This is a genomic window from Algoriphagus sp. (assembly GCF_024305035.1).
Lineage (GTDB): Bacteria > Bacteroidota > Bacteroidia > Cytophagales > Cyclobacteriaceae > Algoriphagus.
Window position 1 is genome coordinate 77,593 of the sequence record NZ_JAMWZB010000007.1, and the last position, 23,645, is coordinate 101,237.

At 43.3% G+C, this 23,645-nt stretch carries 12 protein-coding genes and 1 pseudogene; 10 read left to right on the plus strand and 3 right to left on the minus strand.

Translation table 11 applies throughout. From position 1 onward, the window contains the following. Positions 1-2: 2 nt before the first annotated feature. Together Q0L00_RS05395 and Q0L00_RS05400 are read left to right on the plus strand one after the other, a co-directional pair. Positions 3-8,117 (plus strand): ATP-binding protein, encoded by an 8,115-nt coding sequence (locus Q0L00_RS05395; RefSeq protein ID WP_297335844.1) that lies wholly within the window; start codon positions 3-5, stop codon positions 8,115-8,117. Positions 8,118-8,122: 5 nt separating this feature from the next. Next, on the plus strand, positions 8,123-10,189 hold the full coding sequence (locus Q0L00_RS05400; protein ID WP_297335845.1) for an ATP-binding protein: 2,067 nt from the start codon (positions 8,123-8,125) through the stop codon (positions 10,187-10,189). A gap of 175 nt (positions 10,190-10,364) precedes the next feature. On the opposite strand, the gene Q0L00_RS05405 is transcribed toward Q0L00_RS05400, so the two are convergent. After that, positions 10,365-11,261 carry an IS982 family transposase gene (locus tag Q0L00_RS05405; protein ID WP_297335846.1) on the minus strand — a complete coding sequence of 299 codons (897 nt, stop codon included), beginning with the start codon at positions 11,259-11,261 and terminating at the stop codon, positions 10,365-10,367. Positions 11,262-11,517: 256 nt separating this feature from the next. Between Q0L00_RS05405 and Q0L00_RS05410 the strand changes: the two genes are divergently transcribed. The 8 genes and pseudogenes from Q0L00_RS05410 (at position 11,518) to Q0L00_RS05440 (ending at position 20,798) form a co-directional block, all read left to right on the plus strand. Beyond that, positions 11,518-11,934: a hypothetical protein gene (locus tag Q0L00_RS05410; RefSeq protein ID WP_297335847.1), complete on the plus strand. Its 417-nt coding sequence runs from the start codon at positions 11,518-11,520 to the stop codon at positions 11,932-11,934. A 230-nt stretch (positions 11,935-12,164) separates the two neighbouring features. After that, the gene (locus Q0L00_RS05415; RefSeq protein ID WP_297335848.1) at positions 12,165-15,854 is read left to right on the plus strand and encodes a sensor histidine kinase; all 3,690 of its coding nucleotides are present in this window, start codon (positions 12,165-12,167) and stop codon (positions 15,852-15,854) included. A 39-nt stretch (positions 15,855-15,893) separates the two neighbouring features. Beyond that, complete coding sequence (locus Q0L00_RS05420) at positions 15,894-16,592, plus strand: hypothetical protein (protein WP_297335849.1); 699 nt, start codon at positions 15,894-15,896, stop codon at positions 16,590-16,592. A gap of 10 nt (positions 16,593-16,602) precedes the next feature. After that, complete coding sequence (locus Q0L00_RS05425; protein WP_297335850.1) at positions 16,603-17,412, plus strand: DUF6090 family protein; 810 nt, start codon at positions 16,603-16,605, stop codon at positions 17,410-17,412. A 64-nt stretch (positions 17,413-17,476) separates the two neighbouring features. Further along, positions 17,477-18,622 carry a hypothetical protein gene (locus Q0L00_RS05430; protein ID WP_297335851.1) on the plus strand — a complete coding sequence of 382 codons (1,146 nt, stop codon included), beginning with the start codon at positions 17,477-17,479 and terminating at the stop codon, positions 18,620-18,622. Positions 18,623-18,762: 140 nt separating this feature from the next. Beyond that, a pseudogene (locus Q0L00_RS19665) lies at positions 18,763-18,924 on the plus strand (zinc ribbon domain-containing protein); the annotation flags it as partial. A gap of 345 nt (positions 18,925-19,269) precedes the next feature. Continuing rightward, positions 19,270-20,022, plus strand: a complete 753-nt coding sequence (locus tag Q0L00_RS05435) for an SDR family oxidoreductase (RefSeq protein ID WP_297335852.1) — start codon at positions 19,270-19,272, stop codon at positions 20,020-20,022. 254 nt (positions 20,023-20,276) lie between these two features. After that, positions 20,277-20,798, plus strand: coding sequence for a nuclear transport factor 2 family protein (locus Q0L00_RS05440; RefSeq protein ID WP_297335853.1), 522 nt, complete (start codon positions 20,277-20,279; stop codon positions 20,796-20,798). Positions 20,799-20,923: 125 nt separating this feature from the next. Here the strand turns inward: Q0L00_RS05440 and Q0L00_RS05445 are convergent, their stop codons facing one another. Beyond that, entirely contained in the window at positions 20,924-21,658 is a 735-nt protein-coding gene (locus Q0L00_RS05445) for a response regulator (RefSeq protein ID WP_297335854.1), read from the minus strand. After that, on the minus strand, positions 21,655-23,616 hold the full coding sequence (locus Q0L00_RS05450) for a histidine kinase dimerization/phosphoacceptor domain -containing protein (protein WP_297335855.1): 1,962 nt from the start codon (positions 23,614-23,616) through the stop codon (positions 21,655-21,657). Before Q0L00_RS05450 ends, Q0L00_RS05445 begins: the two co-directional genes overlap by 4 nt. Positions 23,617-23,645: the final 29 nt, after the last annotated feature.

The window sequence follows — 23,645 nt, forward strand, 5'->3', positions numbered from 1 at the left end:
CCATGACACTATCCAGTACAAAAGCGAAAGAGGCCAGAAAATTATATGATCGATACTGGAAAAGCTACCAAAATGGAGACTTGGAAACTTTTGCCTCCACTTTGGATGATACTTTTGAAATGATCGGAACTTCTGAGTCTGAAGTCTGCCATTCCAAAACTGACGGAATCGAATTTTTGAAAGCCCAGCTGGATGAGATAGTCGGAAAAGTAGAGATGCGAAACCGACAGATCGAGGTTGTGCCAGTTGATCAATTAATGTTAATCAATGAGCAATGTGATATCTATGTTTGGAGTGAATCAGTTTGGACTTTTTATTCAAAAATCAGGATATCTACATTCCTAAGAGAAACTGAAGCAGGCTGGAAAGTAACTCAACAACATGGCTCTCTCCCCGATATGCGGGTACAGGAAGGAGAAACCTTGGCTTTGGAGAAAATCAGCAAGGAAAACCTCGAGCTCCGAGATGCAGTCAAACGACGCACTGCAGAGCTGGAAAACAAAAACCGGGAGTTGGAGATCGAAGCGGCTTTAGAAAGAGTAAGAGCCCAGACCATGGCCATGCACAGCAGCGAGGATGTGGGGAAATGTGTAGTCAAGATGTTCTCTGAACTCACTGCCTTGGGAGTGGATGAGGGGACAAGATTTGGGATCGGCATCCTCAATCATTACAATGAAAACAATCAGCTTTGGACGGCCCGCAAAACCGGTGAGGAAGTCAATATGCATATCGGCAACATCGATATGGCTTGGCACCCTATGCTAAAGCAGGCCCGTCAGGCTTGGCTGGAGCAGGTTCCATTTCACAAATATGTATTGGAAGGGGAAGACCTGCTAAACTACTACCGCATGCTCAATCAAGCACCGGATTATAAAATTCAGATTCCAATCGAAAAATTACCCGAAAGAGAGATCCAACACTGTTTCATCTTCGAGCATGGCTTTTTTTATGCCTTCAGTCCCCGCGAATTCCAGCCCGAATTAATTCACATTACCAAGCGGTTCAGTGCACTTTTTGAACAGACTTACCGACGCTACCTGGATTTGGTTAGAGCGGAAGCACAGGCTCGTGAAGCAGAAATCGAGTTGGCACTGGAACGGGTACGAGCTCGCACCATGGCCATGCATCATAGTGAAGAGCTTTCCGATGCGGGTAATTTACTGTTTCAGCAGTTAAAGCTACTTGGGATTCAGCTCGAAACGAGTTGGTTGTGGTTTATCGATCCCGATACAGATTTGGTAGAAATCTGGACCACCCATGAAAATAAACTAGCCAAACCTATCCGAATTGATCCAGAAAAATTACTGACTGTACAAAAGGAAGTGGAAGCTTGGAAAAATAAAGTTCCCACGCTCAAATTAAAAATCCAGGAATCTGAAGCGGTCAAAGCCATTAAGGAATTTTTTGGAATTGAAATCAGTCATCCAGAAGATGCTGAACATTTTCACCTTCTCCAGAGCAGGCATAAGTATGGGTTCCTTGGTTTGGGCACATGGAATGAGGCCACAGAAATTGAAATAAAACTTTATTCTCGCTTCGCCAAAGTTTTTGAGCAGACCTACACTCGCTTCCTGGATCTCCAAAAAGCAGAAGCTCAGGCTAAAGAAGCACAAATAGAACTCTCCCTTGAGCGGATCCGGTCCCAGGTGACTGCCATGCAGGAATCCTCCGATTTACTCGATATTGTAGTAACCATGCGGACCGAATTTGTCAAGCTTGGACATGAAGCACAGTACTTCTGGCATATGCGCTGGCTGCCTGAGCGGTATGATAAAGCGATGACTTCCGGTGATGGTACCAAAATCGGTATGGTGATGAGACTTCCCCGTCACATCCACGGAGATATACCATTGGTAGCCGATTGGGAAAAGTCGAAGAAGCCAACCTTGGTACTTGCGATGGAAGTAGAAACGGCTGTGGATTATATTCACAAAATGATCACCCTTGGTGATTTTGAACAGGTTGATCCGCAAGCGCTCACCCTCGATGATATTCGGCACATTAGCGGACTCACTTTTGTAATGGCACGAACTACACACGGGGAAATCGGTTACAGCCTACCGGGCGTAGTGATAGCCCCCCCTAAAAATGCGGTAGATACCTTGATCCGTTTTGCCGGAGTCTTCGATTTGGCCTATAAACGTTTTGAAGATTTGAAATCCGCAGAGCGGCAACACCATGAAGCACAAATTGAGTTGGCCCTCGAGCGTGTCCGAGCCCGCACCATGGCCATGCAAAAGTCCCAAGAACTGGCTGAAGCTTCTTCCCTGCTGTTTCAACAAATGGAAGCGTTGGGAGTAAGCACTTATAGCAGTGGATTCACTATTTGGGATGAAGATCAGGATGAACTCATTTCCTGGATGTGCAATGCAGATGGTTCTATGAATCCGCCCTTCCGGATGCCTATTGAAGAAGATAAATGGCATAAAGAACAATATGATAGCTGGAAAAAGGGAGACGATTTCATCGTAAAAAACCTGAACGGTGAAGAGATGCAATCGTATTTCCGGTATTTACGATCCTTTCCCCTATTAGACGAAGCTTTTGAAAAATCAATAGCTGCCGGGCACCCGATGCCCGAAAAACAGGTACACCATGTGGCAAACTTCTCTCATGGAAATCTTTTGTTCATTAGCCTTGAACCTTACCCTAAGGCTCATGAACTATTTAAGCGGTTTGCCAAAGTATTTGAACAAACCTACACTCGCTTCCTCGACCTACAAAAAGCTGAAAAACAAGCCCGTGAAGCAGAAATTCAATTGGCATTGGAAAGGGTGAGAGCACGAAGCCTTGCCATGCACAGAAGTGAGGAATTGGCGGATATTTCAATGGAGTTGGTCAAGCAGGTGCAGACGTTGGGCATGGAAAGCTGGTTTTGTGCATTTAACATTTACGATGATGACCCTAGAGGGTCTGTGGAATGGGGAAGCAACGGCAAGGGTACTTTTCCTCAATACAGAACCCCACGGGAAGGTGTATTTCTCCGGTATTTTGAAGCAGGTCAAAGAGGAGAAACTCTCTTGGTCAATGAAATCCGTGAGGAAGCCTGTCCTGCGCATTATGAATACCTCTGCAGCCTGCCGGGGGTGGGAGAACAGTTGCTTCAGATGAAGGCAGCCGGAATCCCATTTCCAACTTCGCAGATTGATCATGTGGCATTTTTCAAATATGGGTATGTCCTCTTTATCACCTATGAACCTGCCCCTGAATCCCATGATATTTTCAAACGCTTCGCCAAAGTTTTTGAACAATCTTACACCCGATTCCTCGATCTTCAAAAAGCAGAAGCCCAGGCACGAGAGGCGCAGATAGAAACGGGTTTGGAGAGGGTTCGCTCCAAAAGTTTGGCGATGCATAAAACTGCCGAATTACAACGTGTAATCCATACTGTTCATCAGGAGTTAATTAATCTGAACATATCCATTTCCGGCGGATCTTTTATCGTTATCAACAGTGAAATTGACCATGAAATCCAATGCTGGGGTTCAGGGGGCACGGCAGACACTTTTGATAGGGTCCAAATTCCTCACTTTGAAAAGCCATTCTATACCCACATCTTAACCAGATTAAAAGGTGATCCGGGATTTTTTACCGAGGAATACACGCAAGAGGAAAAAATAGAATTTTTCACGTTTTTATTTCAGCACGAGCCTTGGTCAAAATTGAGTGCCAAAGAGAAAAAACACACATTATCTGCATCTGGTGGATATACCCGCTCTTGTGCAGTAGCTAAGCATACGAGCATTTTTATTATCAACCACTTTGGAGAAAAATTTTCTGAAGCAGAAAATGTTATTCTCAGAAGGTTTGGAAAAGTCTTTGAGCAATCCTACACCCGCTTCCTTGATCTCCAAAAAGCAGAAGCGCAGGCAAGGGAAGCACAGGTCAATCTTGCCGTGGAACGCGTAAGGGCGCGGGCACTTGCGATGTTTAAATCGGAAGAAATTCTGGAGGTAGTGAACAAGCTGAGAGAGGAGATTATGGGCCTCGACATTCCCCATGTGACCGCAGCCACCATCCATCTCCAAGAGCCGGATGGGAAGTATAGGGCTTGGGATTTGACATCCATCGGTGAGGAGGAAAACGAACTGGAGATTTCCTTGGATATTCGCTGGCGTAGGGAGGATACTCACCCCGACTTTTTTATGAGAGAGGTTTGGGATCGAACAGAAGACTATTTTGTGGTCATTCAGGGAAATGATCGTTTTAAGCATACGGTCAGCTGGTTGCGTCAATATGGTTATTCTAAACAGGCAGATGATTTCCTGGCATTCCTTGCATCAAGCAGTCTAGAAAAAGGCTATCACCCGACAGTTCCGCTTCAAAAGGGAAGGATGACGATCGATGTGCTGGAACCACCGGTTGCTGAGGTCGAATCCATACTGAAAAAAATGGCGGGAGCATTTGATCTGGCTTATAAGCGTTTCGAAGATCTCCAAAAAGCCGAAGAACAGGCACGAGAGGCACAGATCGAAGCTGCTCTGGAACGGGTACGATCTCGAACCATGGCAATGCAATCCAGCGACGAATTGTCCGAAGCAGCAACAGAGATGTTCAGGCAAATCAAGGGGCTTGGACTTAAGCCTTGGAGCTGTGGTTTTAATATTTTCAATGAAGATAAAACAGTCATTTCACAATGGGTAAGTTCTGCAGATGGAAGGCCCATCGAACCATTTGACACGCCTACATCTAAGGACGTATTTAAACAGATTGTCGAGCACTCCGAGCAGGATGAGCTACTATACATCCAGAAGATGGAGGGTAAGAAATTGGAGAATACGTATAAATACATGGCCTCCCTTCCTACGCTTGACAACATATTTGCTGAGTTGGATGCAGCGGGGATAGCGCTTCCCAAGAGCCAGGTAGATCACGTAGCTTATTTCAAGCATGGCTATTTGATGTTTATCACCTATGAGGAAACACCGGAGTTTCATTCCATTTTTAAGCGTTTTGCCAAGGTCTTTGAACAAACCTATACCCGATTCCTCGACCTTAAAAAAGCGGAGGCCCAAGCAAGGGAAGCAAAAATTGAAACTGCGCTGGAAAAAGTTCGCTCACGTTCCATGGGCATGCAGTCAAGTGAGGAACTGCCCGAAGTGGCCAACTTGATGTTTCTGGAAATTCAGGCATTGGGCATCCATGCTTGGAGTTGTGGCTACTGCATCTTAGAGGAAGATCGCAGATCCAGCACCTGCATCATGAGCAGCGAGGGAACCATTCAAAAACCTTTCCTCTTGCCTCACTTTGGAGAACCATCATTTGAAGAGTGGGATGATTTCGTTCAAAGTGATGAATCGTTTTTTGTCCAAGAACTGAAAGACAAGGGGATCAAAAGCCACTATGATTTCATGACCTCATTGCCTCAACTGAAAGCCACTTTTCAGGATTTCAAAGACGCAGGATTATCCCTGCCCACCTACCAGATCAATCATCTTTGCAAATTTACACACGGCTTTCTGCTCTTTATTACTTATGAGTCGGTTCTGGAGGCTCACCAAATATTCAAACGGTTCACGAACGTCTTCGACCAGACCTACACCCGTTTTCTTGATCTCCAAAAAGCGGAAGCACAAGCTCAAGAAGCTCGTATTGAAGCGGCCTTAGAACGTGTGAGATCCCGCACCATGGGCATGCAAAAAGCCGAAGAATTGGGCGAGGTTGCTACGGTTTTATTCAGCGAATTAAATTCCCTGGTCGATAATCTATGGACCTGCGGATTTGTCCTATGCAAGCAAAACAGGCAAGAGGACGAATGGTGGCTCAGTCTGAACAACGGCTTGATTCAACCCTTTTCCCTACCTAATGTAGGCGATTATGCACACGAAAGTCTCTATCAGGGATGGCAACTAGGCGAGGCATATCGGACTGTAACCTTGGAAAATGAAAAGCTAAGTGAACATTACGATTGGTTGATGGGTATTCCCATTGCCAAAAAGATTTTTGAAGAGATGGAATCATCCGGAATTCCAAGGCCAAACTGGCAACGCTTACATGCTGCCTACTTCAAGACTGGTTACCTGGTCATAATCACCGAAGTCCCCTGTGAAGAAGAAGATATTTTCAAACGCTTCGCTCAGGTTTTTGATCTCACTTATACCCGCTTCTTGGATCTCCAAAAAGCAGAAAAACAAGCACGGGAAGCGCAAATAGAGGCAGCTTTGGAAAGAATAAGATCCCGTGCAGTAGCCATGCAGTCATCCGATGAATTAAAAGAGGTGGCTATGGAAATCCGAACCCAAATGGGGCTTCTCGGCCAAAGGGATCTGGAAGTCTGTGCCATTCACTTGTATGAGGAACATGATCATGATTTCGAGTCTTGGGGTGCTTTGCAAATTGAAGGTCGGGAACATCTTGTCCTTTCCCAATCCCTGTTCCCTAAATCCGGCAAATTGATCATCGATGAAATGATGGATCGTTATGGTTCAGATCAGGATGAATATGTACTACTCAATGCAGGCAAAAAGGCAGAGGAATGGTTCGATTTACTCAAGCAAAACGCACCTGAAACTTATTCCTATATCCTAAAATCCATAGGTAATCTTCCTGTAGCCGAAATGAGAGCCTATTGGGCAATAGCTGACTTTTCAGGGGGTTCTTTGGTAATGGTATCTTACTCCTTTCCCGATGCGGACTCCAGAAGTCTATTGCGTCGAACAGCCAATGTCTTCGGACTGGCATATAAACGTTTCAAAGATTTGCGTGTGGCAGAAATCAGCGCCAAAGCCGCCATGCGACAGGCCTCACTTGACCGGGTAAGAGCAGATATCTCTTCCATGCGGCATACCAATGACCTTGACCGGATCACACCGCTGATTTTTAAAGAGCTGACCGTATTGGGTGTTCCATTTATCCGCTGTGGGATTTTTATCATTAATGAAAAACAAAAGCTGGTTGAAGCTTACCTTTCCTCTCCAGAAGGGAAGTCCTTAGGCGTTTTACGACTTCCCTACAAGGCCAGCGAACTCACTTATCAGACAGTGATGGCATGGCGAAAGGGAGAGATTCTCAGGCAGCATTGGAACCAAGAAGACTTTATCCAATGGATCAAGCAATTGATGGAGCAGGATCAGATCCAAGATAGTAACACCTATCAGGGCACTGCTGCCCCTCCAGAATCGCTCGATCTACATTTTGTCCCTTTTGCACAGGGGATGCTTTATGTGGGGGCAGTAAATCCGCTGAAGGAAAATGAACTTGAATTGGTTCAGGCACTAGCCAAGGCTTTTTCCATAGCCTATGCCCGCTATGAGGATTTTGTCAAGCTGGAGCGAGCCAAAGCAGAAGTAGAATCTGCCATGAGCGAACTCAAAGCAACTCAATCCCAACTCGTCCAGCAAGAGAAACTCGCCTCCCTCGGTCAACTTACCGCAGGAATCGCTCATGAGATCAAAAACCCCCTGAATTTTGTGAATAATTTTTCAGAGCTGAGCAGTGAATTGATCGATGAAGCCTTTGCTGAACTTGAAAAGTTGGAGAGTTCCGAAGAAAAAGAAGAAATCATCGCCATTCTCCAAGATGTAAAAGGAAATCTCAGCAAAGTTCATGAGCATGGCACTCGTGCCAATGGCATCGTCACCTCTATGCTTCAGCATTCCCGTGGCGGATCCGGAAAAATGGAAACTACGGATCTCAATGCCCTGACCAAAGAATATGTCAATTTGAGTTTCCACGGAATGCGAGCCGGCAAAAATCCAATTGAGGTGGATATTATCCTTGAATTGGACCCTAACATCAAGGAAGTGTCTCTGATCAAAGAGGACTTCTCTCGGGTCATCATCAATTTATGCAACAATGCGTTTGATGCAATGAGACAGAAATCCCTCCAAGGGTTTGAATCCCTTGGAGGGTTGAAACCTTTTCAACCCAAACTCACTGTCCGGACCAAATCTCAAAAAAATCAAGTCTTTATTGAAGTAGTCGACAACGGCCCCGGCATCCCCGACGAAATCAAAGATAAAATTCTCCAGCCCTTTTTCACTACCAAAAAAGGGACAGAAGGAACAGGGCTTGGGCTCAGCATCACCAATGATATTGTGAAAGCGCATGGGGGTCAATTGGAAATTAAGAGTTCTCCTGGTGAGGGCTCCACATTTATCATTCTACTGCCAATATAAGGTCTATGAAAATTTTAAAAATCAATATTATTCTTTTTTTGATCTTGACTAACTCTTTGATGGTCTTGGGGCAAAAAAATCCATACTGGCAGGAACCTAAAGTAGACCAAGCTGACAGCTTAAAAAACTGGCTTGAATCTACAGAGAATGATTCACTGAAGATGTATATCAACCGGCAGCTTGGTCTATACTATCAGGAGAGAAACCGGTTTACCGCACTCGAATATTTTAAAGCACAATTACAACTCGCCAAAACACTAAACCAAAAAATATGGGAAGCTGAAGCTTTAAGCAGGCTAGGCTATGTTTCAAGTTCGATCCAAAATTACCCTGGAGCTTTAAATTACCTATTGGCTGCCCGCAAACTGGCGTCAGATCCAGAGGCCAGTAGGAATCTTTGGAATATCGCTCTTTTGACCGATGATGGTGATGCCAACAGTGCACGATTAACAGTTCTTTTGGAAAACATCAACCATTTTGGAATACTTAATTATTTCGTGGGCAACTATGAGCAAGCTATAGCTTACTATCAGGAAGCGACAGAATTGAATAAAATCAGACAGGATGAAGTAACAGCTTCATTGCTGCACATGAACAGAGGAGAGTCTTTTGTAGGACTGGGGCAATATGATGTGGCAAAAATCGAATTAGAGCAGGCGCTTAAACAAGCTCAGTCCTCCGGGTATACCTTATATACAGGACTAATTTATTGGGATCTCGGTAAAATCTATGAAGCAGAGGGAGATCATATCGAGGCAGAAAAGTATTATAAATTGAGTGTGGCGACGAATATCGATATAAATAGTCCGGATTTCCTTGGAATGGGATACCTAGCTTTGGCCGAATTATATAAAAAAACAAGTTCACTTGATTCCAGCTACCACTTAGCCCACAAAGCCCTGTCTACCTACCGTACAATGAATGATTCGCTAGGTATGATCAATGCCCATTCAACCCTTGCTTCACTCTTTGATACTCGTTCTCAAATTGACAGCGCCTATTTCTACATGAAAGAAGGTGCAGCTCTGAATTCGATCATGAACAAGGAGGAGAGAGTGAAAGAATTTCAAGTTTTGGGCCTAAACGAACAATTAAAATTAAATGAACTCGAGACCGAAAAAGTACTGCTTCAGAGCAGAATCCGGATATATGGGTTGACTGCGGGAATTGGAGCTTTTTTCTTGATTAGTATCCTTACATACAGAAACAATATCCGGCAAAAAAAGGATAAGGCAATAATCGAAACCTCCTACGCAAAGCTAAAATCCACTCAGTCACAGCTTATCCAACAGGAAAAGCTCGCCTCTCTGGGCCAGCTTACCGCCGGTATCGCCCATGAGATCAAGAACCCGCTGAATTTTGTAAACAATTTTTCGGAGCTCAGTGGTGAATTGATCGATGAAGCTTTTGAAGAGCTTGAAAAATTAGAGAATTCGGAGGAAAAAGAAGAAATCATCGCAATCCTCAAAGATATTAAGGGAAACTTGACCAAAGTCCATGAGCATGGCACCCGCGCCAATGGCATCGTCACCTCCATGCTACAGCACTCCCGAGGCGGATCCGGAAAAATGGAACCTACCAATCTCAATGCATTGATCAGTGAATATGTCAATTTATCATTTCATGGAATGCGGGCTGGAAAAAATCCAATTGAGGTGGATATTACCCTTGAATTGGACCCTGAAATCAAGGAAGTGTCTCTGATCAAAGAGGACTTTACCCGGGTGATTATCAACCTAGCCAATAATGCTTTTGACGCCATGCGAAAAAAATCCCTCCAAGGGTTTGAATCCCTTAAAGGCTTGGAAGAATACCATCCTAAACTATCAGTTCGCACCAAAATCGAAAAGGACAGCATCCTGATCGAAATCGAAGACAACGGCCCCGGCATCCCCGACGAAATCAAAGACAAAATTCTTCAGCCCTTTTTCACTACCAAAAAAGGGACAGAAGGAACAGGGCTTGGGCTCAGCATCACTCATGATATTGTGAAGGCACACGGGGGAAGCTTAGCACTGAAGACATCCCTAGGAGAAGGAACTGTTTTCACGGTTCGATTAGCCCAAAAGTAAATTGAGCAATATGAAATTAATACAATTCCTCCTTAAAAATATTAAATACAAATTTTGTACTGTAAAAAGTGTTTTTATGTATATTTATAGCAATATGGGAGATTGGATTGGATCATTTGCTTTTGACCAAACACTTCGAATTGATCCAAACCAAACAAGTAACCTGAGTTCGATTTTAAAAAACGGCTAATTGGTTTGTTTCGAGGGGTTGATACTTGATTGCTGGCTTTTTTGGGAAGAAGGAATAGGCGATTAAACCAGCAATAAGGTTGGTTATAAAGTTTTCAAAAGATCTGTGCCGGGAGTGTTCGATCTGGCAAATGTTCTTCAGTTCGTCGTTGACTGTTTCAATAACAGATCTTTTTCTGAGCAGGATTTTATCCTTGAGCTCCATCAGCACATTCTTCATATTGTTTCGGATGCTGGTAATCAGATGAAGTCCATCCAAGAACAGCACCTGTGTCAATTGACTTGAAATGTAGCCTTTGTCGGCATAGATTTTCCCCTTCAAGGCTTTGATGAATGACTTGTTTTTCAATGGCTCCCGGTCATCGGTATTGCCCGGTGTGATGACGAAGTTCAGCAGTTCCCCTTTGTCATTTATGACTATATGTAGTTTAAAACCAAAGAAGTAGCCCATCGTTGATTTGCCTACTTGAGCCAGGCCCTCGAATACTTTGTTTCTCTTGATCCGTTTGTTCTTGCATACTCTTATCGGGGTGGAATCAATGAAGGATATCCCTGTCCCTTCACCCAGACAACAGGTCTTCATAAAGAGGGACATCGGTAAGGTAGCTGCTTGCATCAACTCCACGAACCTGTTGTAAGAAACTGTTTTTGGAAACAAATCGGACTGATGCTTTTGAACGTAATACAGATAGAAGTGCTTCATATTTTTGAACCCTCCGGAGTGGAACAGGATCATGATTGTAATCACTTCGCTACAGCTCATTCTGGGCTTTCTCTTAGGACTTTGCCCAAGGATATGTTTTTTGACGGTCTGCTCGAATTCTAGGCAAAATTCGTCAACTAGATAGAAAATTTCAGTAATTTTAGTGTTAGATAGAACCATGTGATCTGATTTATATGTTTGAATTTCAGATACTTAAATATAATAAAGCACACTGGTTCTATCTCTACTTTAACCCTAATAATTCCACATTTTATTAATCGAACTCAGGTAAGTACTAAAAGTTCAACCCCTATATTTCTTTTACCAGAACGAAGCAACTACTTCAGTCTTCTAATTAACTATCCAAACGTGAAGTAGTGATCACTCACAAAATTTCAATTTTAAAACCTTATCCACTAATAAAAATAAACAACTTATGTACTTCAAAAAAATCCTGATTTTAATCCTTTTGGCACCCATCCTCTTCCTATCAAGTGAGAGGTCTGACTATCTCAAGAAAGGAGAACCAGAACAAGCAGTAGAATACCGACTCGTTGTCAAGATTATCAACGATGAGTGGAGAGTGGTCTTTGATGGAGATGAAACGAGAAGTGATGTAACAGTCCGAAGGGGAGACCGAATCAGATGGATAGTCGAAGGATCTGATGCTTCATTTGCATTTCCTGATACTCGGATATTTGGACTGGAGACACGAGATATTAAAGATGGAAATCCACTCGTAATGGCTGTGTCGGAAAATGCCCCAGATGGAACTTTTGCCTATTCGGTATTTATCCACGAGGCAATGACCTATGCCCGAGGACAATCTCCTCCACGGATTATCATTAGATAGTAGCTGGGTTACTCCAAGACCTGAGAAAACCAACGCTTCATCCAATCCTTCAACTTTGATTTATTGACTCCTTTACCTTAATGCAGCTAAAAACTAAGCGGATTCATTCGATAAAGCTTGCCTTTAACCCTAAAGGTAAAAAGAAAAATACCTTCGATCCTTTATCTGGAGTGAACGGTAAGAATGTCATGCAATCTATCCTTTGCTGGATTGGCTGCCTTGTACTATCCATGAGCTGTCAAAAAGGAGATCAATTAAGTGGTGAGGCGGTACAAAACCCTCAGGATCCGGCGAGTGCTTTTCTGCCAAAAACCACTTATTTGGACAGCCTCTCAGCCTCCCTTCAGCCTAAAAAGAGTTGGATAAGGGATCATTCTCCTCCCAAAACTTTACCAATCCCCAAAACCCACTCAGAGTCTTATACCATCCGGAGTGGAGAAAATGAACCCCAAACTATACAACCTCCTCAGGTAATTCACCGGTCCTACCTAGTAAACCAAAAAGGAGAGGCTATTTTGGATAGTGATGGGAATCCTTATTACCTGGGCGATGGAGGGATTTCCCATTTTTCCACTTTCACCACCGACGATGGCTTGAGTCTTGACAACATCACCTCCTCCCTGATGGATCAATCCGGAAACATTTGGTTTGGCACCTGGGGAGGAGGAATATCCAAATTTGACGGGCTCTCTTTTACCAATTTTACCACAGCGCATGGTCTTGCCAACAATCTGGTTCACTGCCTGGCAGAGGATCAGGAGGGAAACCTTTGGATCGGGACCGAAGGTGGTGGGATTTCGATTTACGACGGTTATGCTTTCACCAGCAAAACTACTGCTGATGGGCTGGCAAATGACGTCATTTATGGAATCACCCCTGTGAGTAATGGAACTATTTGGATCGCTGCGGGAGAGGGTGGAGCTTCCAATTTTGACGGGGAGCATTTTACCACCTATAATCAAACCAATGGCTTACAGGGAAATTCAATCCTTAAAATCGCAGAAGACAAGAACGGCTTTATTTGGTTTGCCACAGGTAGTGAGGGCGTTTCCAGGTTTGATGGTGATCAGTTTCTCAACTTTACGACCGAAGACGGACTATCCGCCAATGCTATAAATTGCATCAGCAAAGACCGGTCTGGCAACCTATGGATAGGCACCAAAGGTGGCGGTATCTCCAAGTATCAGGAAAGCACGGATCTGAAGACAAAAGGAACCTTCATCTCCTTTGGTATGGCAGATGGACTGGCAAATGAGGAAGTGTGGGATATTGAAGAGGACTTGGCTGGAAACTTATGGTTTGCTACCGAAGGAGGTGGAGTTTCAAAATTTGATGGAGAAAAATTCACTAATTATACCAGTCAGCAGGGCTTGCCCAAAGATATTGTGTACAGTATCACAGCGGATGGCTCCGGAAATATGTGGTTTGGAACCGCCGGAGGAGGAGTTTCGGTTTACAAAGGGAATGCCTTCAATAATTTTACAGCTGATCTCGGTTTAGTCAAAAATAGTGTCTATGGAATCCTAGAAGACGATCAAGGCAACTTGTGGTTTGGCACGGATGGTGGAGGGCTATCCAAATATGACGGCAAATCATTCACCAATTTCACCGAAGCGCAAGGCCTCCCAAATTCACTGATTATCAGCGCACTAAAAGACAGTAAAGGCCAGCTTTGGTTTGGAACCGGTGGTGGAGGTATCGGACTTTTGAGCAATGCATGGAGCCAAAGGCAGAACCCAAGCATTACCATTTTTGACTCCTCCAATGGCCTTCCCAACGACATTATTTACAGCCTTGAGGAAGATAGCCGGGGTAACATCTGGATAGGAACCGGCGGGGCTGGTTTAGTGAAATTTGACTGGAACACCCAGCCTACAGGACAGGCTTCCTTTACCACATTCACCAGCAAGCAAGGGCTAGCCAGCGATTATGTTTACAGCATTTATGAAGATCGTAAAGGCGAAATTTGGGTAGGTACCGCGGGGGGAGGAATATCCAACTTTGACGGGACATCTTTTACTAATTTTGACCACTCGCAAGGATTATCAAATCCGATTGTTTGGAGCATACTTGAAGACAAAAGTGGAAAGCTCTGGTTTGCCACCCAAGGTGGAGGAGTTTCAAGGTTTGACGGCCGATCTTTTAGCAATTTCACCATGCGGGAGGGATTAGTAGATGATACGGTATATGATGTGCTCGAAGATCCCGACGGGAATATTTTTATCGGAACCAATCAAGGATTTACCGTCATCCCCTCAGAAGCAGCTTCTCTTCCATTTTCAGAAATCCGGGAAAAACTAGAATTTTATAATACGGCTCATGGCTACCCCGTAAAAGACGTAAACAAAGGAATCTATCTGGACCGTCAGGGGACCATCTGGGCCGGAAATGGAAGCGACAAAACCGGCTTGGTCAAATTTAATTACCGCGCCCTGCGGAAAAGGAAGAATCAGCCGAGAATCACCATTAAAAGTATCAAAATAGACGAGCAGCCGATCAGCTGGACTTCTTTGCAAAGCAGTAAAGAATCCTCCGATCAAACCTCCTCACAGGCCTATTTACTGGATGAAGTGAGGGTTTTGGGGAGACAGCTCAGTCCTGAGGAGAGAAAATCAAATCAAAAAGCATTTGCAAAAATCGAGTTTTCTGGAGTCAGTAGGTTCGAAAATTTCCCGAAAGATCTGATTCTTCCCTTTACTCAAAACCAAATTACGATTGGATTTGGGACCGATGAATTGGTCAGGTCCAATCTGATAGAATACCAATATATCCTCGAAGGATACAGCAAAACCTGGAGCCCTGTACTTAAAAACAACCTAGCCACCTTCGGTAACATCAGCGAAGGCGACTATATCTTTAAGGTCAAAGCGAGGTATTCCGGCCCTGCAGAAACTGAAGGAAACCAATGGTCAGAAGAAGCCACCTATAGATTTTCCGTACTTCCTCCTATGCACCGCACCTGGTGGGCCTATTTAATTTATTTCATCATCCTAATGGTAGGGATCAAGGGGGTGGATAAATTTCAAAAGGCCAAAACCATCCGAAAAGAACGGGAACGCATACAACTCAAAGAACTGGAGCATGCCAAGGAAATCGAAAAGGCCTATTTGGACTTAAAAATCACCCAAGCCCAACTTGTACAGCAGGAAAAACTAGCTTCTCTTGGTCAGCTTACCGCCGGTATCGCTCACGAGATTAAAAATCCCCTGAATTTTGTCAACAACTTTTCAGAAGTCTCCATCGAATTAATCGAAGAAGCCTTGGAGGAGATTAGAAAGAACCGAGAACTCCCTGCTGATTCGGAGGACAAAGACGACACCCTAGTAGATGAGATTCTGGATGATATCAAAATCAATTTAATCAAAATCAACGAGCATGGTACCCGGGCCAATGGCATTGTCACCTCCATGTTGCAGCACTCCCGCGGAGGCTCTGGAACCCTAGCGCCCACTGACCTCAATGCGCTTGTCAAGGAATATGCAAATCTGAGCTTTCATGGAATGCGCGCCAGCAAAAGGCCCATAGACGTGGAAATCAATTTTGAGTTGGACCCGGAGGTCAAAGAGCTCTCCCTAATCAAGGAAGACTTTACCCGAGTTTTGATCAATCTCTGCAACAATGCCTTTGATGCCATGCGAGAAACAGAATCTAATCGAAAACCCAAGCTAACGCTACGCACCTTCAAAACGAAAAACCAGATCCACATCGAAGTTGAAGACAACGGCCCCGGCATTCCTGATGAGATCAAAGACAGAATCCTGCAGCCATTCTTCACCACCAAAAAAGGAACCGAGGGAACGGGGCTTGGCCTGAGCATTACCCATGATATTGTGAAAGCGCATGGAGGAGAGCTCGAGGTACAGTCTGAACCGGGAAATACAGTTTTTAAAATTACGCTTAAAGAATACTTGAATGCTTAAATTTTTCAAAAAAATTCAACAATCCATCCTTACACAACTATGAAACCAATTAAATGGGAATACCCAACTTCCACCCCTTGGGTCATAGGTCTATTGCTCCTATCCTTTCTTGCATTTTGGCAGAGTTATTACTTGGTATTTGCTGTGAGTCCAGGCTATGTCCACTTCCATTCATTTACGGCGATTTTGTGGTTTGCCTTGCTAATAATCCAACCTATCCTCATCAAGTCCCGCAGATTAGACCTTCACCGCTTATTCGGTAAAATTTCCTACCCGATTGCATTTTCTATCGTATTGAGCATTCTGATCTTAGCTCAAAGCCGAATTTCAACTTCTCCAGAGGAAATGTACCCCTTCCAATCCTTTCTGCTTTACTTACAGCTTTCCCTCGCAGTTGCTTTTACCCTCACCTTTGGATTTGCCATTTATTTTAGAAAAACTAAATCCATCCATGCCAGATTAATGCTAGCCACTACGCTAACATTTATTGATCCCATTATTTCGCGGATTATCTTCCGTTATTTCTCAGGCTTTGAAATTAACCTACAGTGGCTCTCCTTTGGAGCCATTATCTTACTCCTGGTGATCTTCTCATTTCTCGATCGCAAGGACCAAAAAACAAAATGGGTCTTCCCTGGATTGCTTTTGCTCTACACTTGTATTGCCATCCCTATCTTTTTTGAGCTCACACGATTAGAGGCATGGCAGTCTTTTGCAGCCTGGTATGCCCAATTCTAAACAGTAAATAATGCTTAAATTCTTCCGAACTATCCGCAAAAAATTGATAAAACAGGATACTGTCCAAAAGCCTACCTCGTCGGCCGGCAAGTACCTGTTGTATGCCCTTGGCGAAATTCTGCTGGTTGTGATGGGGATATTGATTGCGCTTCAAGTGAACACCTGGAATGAAAACAAGGTCCTCAAAAGGCAGGAAAAAGTCTATCTGAAATTACTTAAGGATGATCTCAGCTTACAATTGGAAGAAAATCAACTTCAACATTCATTTTTAGTGAAATTTAAGGAAGATGAAGAGAGACTCACCGAATTTCTCGCTAAGAGATTCCAAGTGGAGGAAACACAAAGACCAGAAGTAAAACTGATTCTAACCAAACTCGTAATCGGCCGTACCTATGGCATTTACGATGCCACTTACCTCGATCTGACCTCTTCAGGGAATCTTGTACTCATCAGCGATCAAGTCCTGAAAAACAAGATCATCCAACATTACCAAATTCAACATCGGGATCGAAACGTAATCAACAACAATGAACTTAATACTTTTAAAGAACTTTGGACAAAACTCGTAGATCGAAACGTTCTTTTGTTAAATCCACGTTTCAATGAATTACTATCTGGTAATCGCCTTCTTGAACAGGATCCTCGTATCGGATTTCTAGACAAGATTTATTTTAAAAATTTGGCAGAGGAGAACAATTTGATCTTAATACGAAATGTGATGGCTTACAAAATTGCAAGTACCACCATAGGATTAAGCTTTCTGGAGGAAAGTAATATTCGGATAGCGGAATTGATGAGTGAAATTGAACCCGAACTATAAGAAATGGCCAGGTTGGTAAATCTTAGTTTTTCCCCAAAAAAATCCAATCCTTAATTTTACTCAAATGCAGAACTCAATTTTTGTAGCTTTTATTTTCCTGACTTTTCTAGCCGCTTGTACACCGGAGCGAGCAGAGGAGACTTTTGAAGATTCCTATCAATGGGTTATCCAAGACTCCATTCAGGTGGATTTCATGGGAGAATTGGCATTGCTGGATTACGACCCTGCCCAACAATTATTTGTGTCAAGATGGAATGCGCAGGAAGAATATGTGATATTTGATGAATCGGGGCAAGTCAATCATACATTTAAATTAAATGAAGACGGACCGAATCGAATCGGATGGGTTCAGGGCATCAACTTTTTAGATGGAAAGCTTTGGATCATGGATCAGGTAAAAGGAATTTACGTGTTTGATCTCGATGGAACGTTTTTGGAAAAGTACCCTACCCCAAAGGATTACTTTTACCTCAATGGATTACCCTTCGGAGCCCACCTTCGGGGAGATGAATTGTTCTACTTACGGCCTGAACATGGAGAAAGTCGGCCTGATATTCCTTCATTGTTTTCCAATGTTTACTCAGCTGATATTTTGGAAGTTTTCAATACCTCTAGCGGTATAACTCGGACCACCATGCCATTCCCTCCCAATACGGTTTATAATTCAGAAAACTTTTACAATTGGACTTTTCCCATGATTATCAAACACCAAGATGAGTGGATTTTAACCCTGCTTGCCGAGCAGAAGTATTTTGTCTATCAAGAGAAGGATGGAGAGATTCAGTTTGTCAGAGCGGTTGACCTTGCCTTAAAGGATGCTATTACTATGCCTGGTATTCCTATGAATAGACAAGCAGATTGGTATGAGGAGTTTGGAAATGTGATTTTTGGAAGGATTGAGCAAATCTACCGAAGAGAAAATGACCTCATCGTCATCTATACCAAAGGAGTGGGTGAAGAGCTTGCCAGTCAGCATAATCGTGAAAATTGGGAAGAATGGCTCGCTTTTTTGGAAAATATTCCCCGCTATGCCGCTGTTTTTGATGATAATCATGAATTAATCCAACAGGATTTACCGCTACCAAAGGGGGTACGACTCTCGTCCATCGTAACTAGTGAAGGGGCTATTATTGCCGAAAAGAACCAAGAATATTTTGGTGTGGAAGAGGATTTTCTGATCTATTATAAGCTGGATTTGGTTCGGAGATAACTGTTAATTGACCGATCTTCGTAGAAGAAACTTTTGAAAATATTCTAGAAGTATTGATTAAAAATCACAAACTATCCAAACCTATTGCAGATGCAAGTTGGGGAGACTTGGTTACACTTCTTCAATAGAAGTGTGATGGGTATGGGAAAGAACTGGTACAAGTCAATCGTTTCTACCCTTCATCAAAAACTTGTGGAGACTGTGGTTGGATAAATCAAGAATTAAAACTTTCAGATAGAGAATGGACTGATAACTCTTGCGGTGCAATACACACCAAAGTTATATGCTCAAAGAAGGTTTAAAAATTTGGGGAAGAGACTGTCCAAAACTTAGGTGCAGAGGAAATCAGACGTTAGCAATCACGCACACGCGATGAAACCCGAAGCCTAGTTGTCTTTAGTAAATGGGTAGTTCACGCCACCCTGCTGCCTGGCTGCTCGCTAGATTTGTCCAGTGGACAAATCTTTAACGCTAGCCCCTCCCATAGGGAAAAAAAATCTTATTGCCAGAGGTTTTAACCTCTGGAATCATGAATATCAATGACTCATGGGAAAGTCCCGTAGCGACTGACGACATCACTCTATTCGAAATATATCTATTCAATTTTAGCTTGAAATTTTGATTTAAACCCACCAAATCCTCCCCCAATGAAACTCCAAAACAAAACCTTTATCGTCACCGGTGCCACCAGTGGAATGGGGAAAGCCATTGCCCTAACTTTTGCCAAAGAGGGAGCTAATCTGATTCTCAGCGGAAGAAATGAAGAAGCCGGAAAAGAACTGTCTAAACAACTCAGCGGAAAGGCTTATTTTCTTCCAGGTGACGTCAGTGAGCCCGAGTATAATCAAGCCTTGGTGGATTTGGCGGTGGAAAAATTCGGACAGTTAGACGGGATCTCTACTAATGCAGGGATGCTAGGACTCGGGTCTATCACCGAGTTGAGTCCGGACCAATGGTCCCTAACGCTTGAAGTCAACTTGAGTTCGGTCTTTTATCTCCTCAGAGCAGCCCTTCCTGAGTTGCAAAAAAGGCCGCAAGCTGCTGTGATAATCAATAGCTCTATTGCTGCCTTCAAATCCTTTCCCAATCATCCAGCATACTGCGCTTCCAAAGCAGGACTGGTAGCTTTAGCCAAACAGGCAGCAGTGGATTACGCTCCCCAAGTCCGTATCAATTGCATTTGTCCCGGACCGGTGGATACCCCCTTTATTCATGCCTCTGCTGTGGCTTTTCCCGATCCGGCTAAAGCCGTGGAAAATGCTGGAAAAAACACCCTAATCCAGCGTTTGGGCGAGCCAGAGGATATCGCAAAGCTTGCTCTTTTCCTGGCCTCAGAAGATGCCTCTTGGATCACAGGTGCTGCCTATATCCTAGATGGAGGGATTATGGCTAAAGGGTAAACTGTAGATTGTTGGAACTTACAATTCTTTAAAGCCGACCCAATCCATACCAGTAGTTCAATGGTCCAAATACGAGTGATTAATCCCTTATTATGGGGTAAATAATCGAAAAATTTAACTTTTCAAATTCATCTAATAATTCAATACTTTTAAAACTAAAAAAATCTATATTTTAGAAAATAAAATATTGTATTTCAGTATTTTTACCATTTTTTTAATCTAAATTTCATCAACACAATTAAACTCCATCAACTATGAAAATTACAATTCAAATGCTAATCTTGGTCTTACTAATGACCGCTTGCCAACAACCGTCCAAATACACCCAACAATCTCCCGAAATAGAGGCTGCAAAAGCATTACTCCAAGCCTCTGCCTCTGGGGATTTTGAAGCCCAGCGGGAATTTTATGCTGAAAACGCGCAAATCTTTTACAATGTTACGGAAGACAAACCCAGCACCATTGATGAAATGATCGAGCAACAACAAAGTGAAGGAGACCAATTCTCCAATGTCAAAATCACCGTAGAAGAGGATGCCATCGAAATGGTAACCACCGACAAAGGCGAAACCTGGGTCAACTGCTGGGGAGAATGGAGTGCAACCCATACTGCAAGCGGCAAAACCTTCATAGTGCCTTTTCATGAAACATTCCAGTTTGAAAACGGTAAGATTATCAAAGATTTCGGATATTGGGACAATGCACCTATCATGATGGCGATGATGGAATACGAAGAATCTCAGAAAGCTGCGATGGATTCGACCCTCATCGATTAGGGATGGATGACCAAACTGGATATTCTGCCTTACAATCGCCCTGATTAGGGCGATTATTTTTTGGGCCTATCCCCAAATTTTTCATTCAAACTTTCCTATTCTTCCTGTGAGGAAAGAGCCCACGGTCAAACCCTTCGAATACTTCGCATTAAATCCTCCTTATACATTTTGCTGATCGGAATGACTTTTCGTTTGATTTCGAGATGGGAGTCGGCAACCGCATCGAGCTTTTTGATATTGACCACATAGGAGCGGTGAACGCGTAAAAAATCCTTGCTCTCCATCTTTTGACAAAAAGAATTCAGGGGACTGACGATTAGGTAGTTTTGATGGGTCGTGATGATATTGCAATAGTTTCGCTCGGCTTCGATGTAGAGAATTTCGTCGAGCATCAACTTGATTAGCTTTCCGTTTTGCCGGATAAAAATCCGATCGTCCAACGTACCCTCCAAAGAATTAGATGCATTAACCGGGGTGCCTTCCTCGACAATCTTTTCGACCACCAATGCGACTGACCGCTCCAGATTCAGTTTATTAAACGGCTTGGAAATAAACGCATAGGGTTTGGTTTCTTTCGCTTTTTCAAAGGAGGCATCATCGGAGTTTGCGGTCAGGTAGATCAACGGAATGGCTGCTTTTTGCTGTATCAGTTTGGCCGTATCGATTCCATTGATTTTGCCCTTGAGCTGAATATCCATCAGAATAATATCCGGTCGATTTTCCAAAGCATGACTTACCGCCTCCTCCCCCCTTGACTCGATTCCCGTCACCTCATAGCCTAGCTTTGAGAGCTGCAAGGAAATATTGGCAGCAATGATCATATCATCTTCCACGATCAAAATTCTCGTCTTCTCACTCATGCTGCTTGTTCAATTTTAAATTCAAAATATAATTCAGTACCCCGCTCTGTACTCAAGGTCATTTTCCCATCCAATTGACGCGTGAGGAGCTGGACCAACTGCGAGCCAAAACCGGTGCCTTTCAATCGGGTAGTTGAACCCATTCCCACACCGTCATCTGCTATCCGAAGGTAGAGATGTCTATTTTTTTCTTCCAAACTGATGCTAATTAACCCGTCTCTTTGATTCGGAAAAGCATATTTCAGCGAATTGGTGATCAGCTCGTTTACTATCAATCCGATGGGAATGGCTCGATCTACATTGAGTTCCAGAGGCTTCATCCTGACCTCCAAAACGATTCTCTCCGAGGCATCAAAGGAATCGATGACAAATCGTCCCAAATTTTCGAAGTAATTTTTCATCTCAATGGCAGCCAGATTTTCACCTTGATACAGGTTTTGATGGATCATCCCCATACTCTGTACACGATTTTGGCTTTCGATCATAATTTCCTGAAGCTCTTGATTTTCGATTTGAGCAGTCTGCAAAGCCAAAAGACTGGAAATGGTCTCGAGATTATTTTTCACCCGATGATGGATCTCTTTGAGCAAAAATTCCTTCTCCTGATTCTGTTTTTCTAAAAGCAAACTGTACTTTTTCCGTCTGACAAAAACTCGATAAAGGAAAAAGAGAAAAAACACCATCACGGCAGTAAAAACCAAAGTAAATACCTGGATAACTTCTTGTCGCTTCAGCTTCTCAAGCTGAAGCGAAATGGTGCTTTCCTTCTGATTGACATCCATTTCGGTTTGCAAAAGCGCAATACGCTGATCGGCTTCCGCATTGAAAACCTGTTGCTGAAGTTCGTTGTGTTTTTTAAACGCCTGAAAAGAAGCGGAAATATTTTTGGCCCCTTCATAAGCTTCACTCAAGTCCTTATAAATCAAGGCCAGGTAATACAAATCTCCAAAGTCTTCAGTAGCGGTTCGGATACTCCGGTCTAGATAAACTATTGCTGATTCAAAATCTCCTTCCTGATTTTTTAGCCTTCCCAAAGCATGGAGGGATCTGACTACCATAAACTCATTTTGAAGCAACTCGGCATATTTGAGAGCTTCTTTTCCAGAGATTTCGGAATTCTTAAAATCCGCCGTTTGGCGGTAAAGCTCAGTCAATGCGATGTAGGTATCGCTGAGATTATTGTAAAATCCATATTGCGTCCCTATTTCAATCGACCGAAGAAAATAAGACAAAGCCTCTTCAACCTGTCCAAGTTCGACCAAATTGTTTCCCAAGACATGAAGTGTAAAATCAAAATCCAGATCCTTTATCCCGCGTTCTTCAAAAAGTGCAATAGACTTCAACCCATATTCCACCCCTTTTTCAAATTTACCTTGCTTCCAAAATAGATTGCTGATATCCGAATAGGCCATTGCCATGGCCTTTTGGTCACCAAACTTCTTTCCTAGCTCAAGCGTCTTTGTGGCATATTCAAAAGCCATACCCAAATCTCCCCTTCGCTCGTACACATAGCCCAAATTGGTCAAAAGCAACCAACCTTCGACTTCCGGGAGTTTCATTTTTGCACGGAGCAATACCGCCTCAGCCTCATCCAATTTCTCCATTCTCAGGAGAATGGCTCCTTGCGAAACTTGCATCCGAGCCATCCATAACTCATTTCTTAGGCTTTGGGCTTCTTGAAGCCCCTGGTTGATGATACTAAGAGATTTCCTAAGGTTACGGGTGTGATAATGATACCCGAGATCATTGAGTAGATGCAGGCGAAGTTCAGGCTGCTTGATTTCTGGCAAACGTTGCTCGATTTCATCCAGATATTCCGCTCCAAAATCATCCGAATCCACAAAAATCGCTTGGTAATCACTCCCTTCTTTTTGATCGGAAAATTGAGCAAAAAGCAGAACAGGAATAAAAAGGAAAAAAACCAGTGGAATGCTTTTCATTCTTGAAATATACATCATTTTAAGTATTTGAAAATCACTTTTTTGTA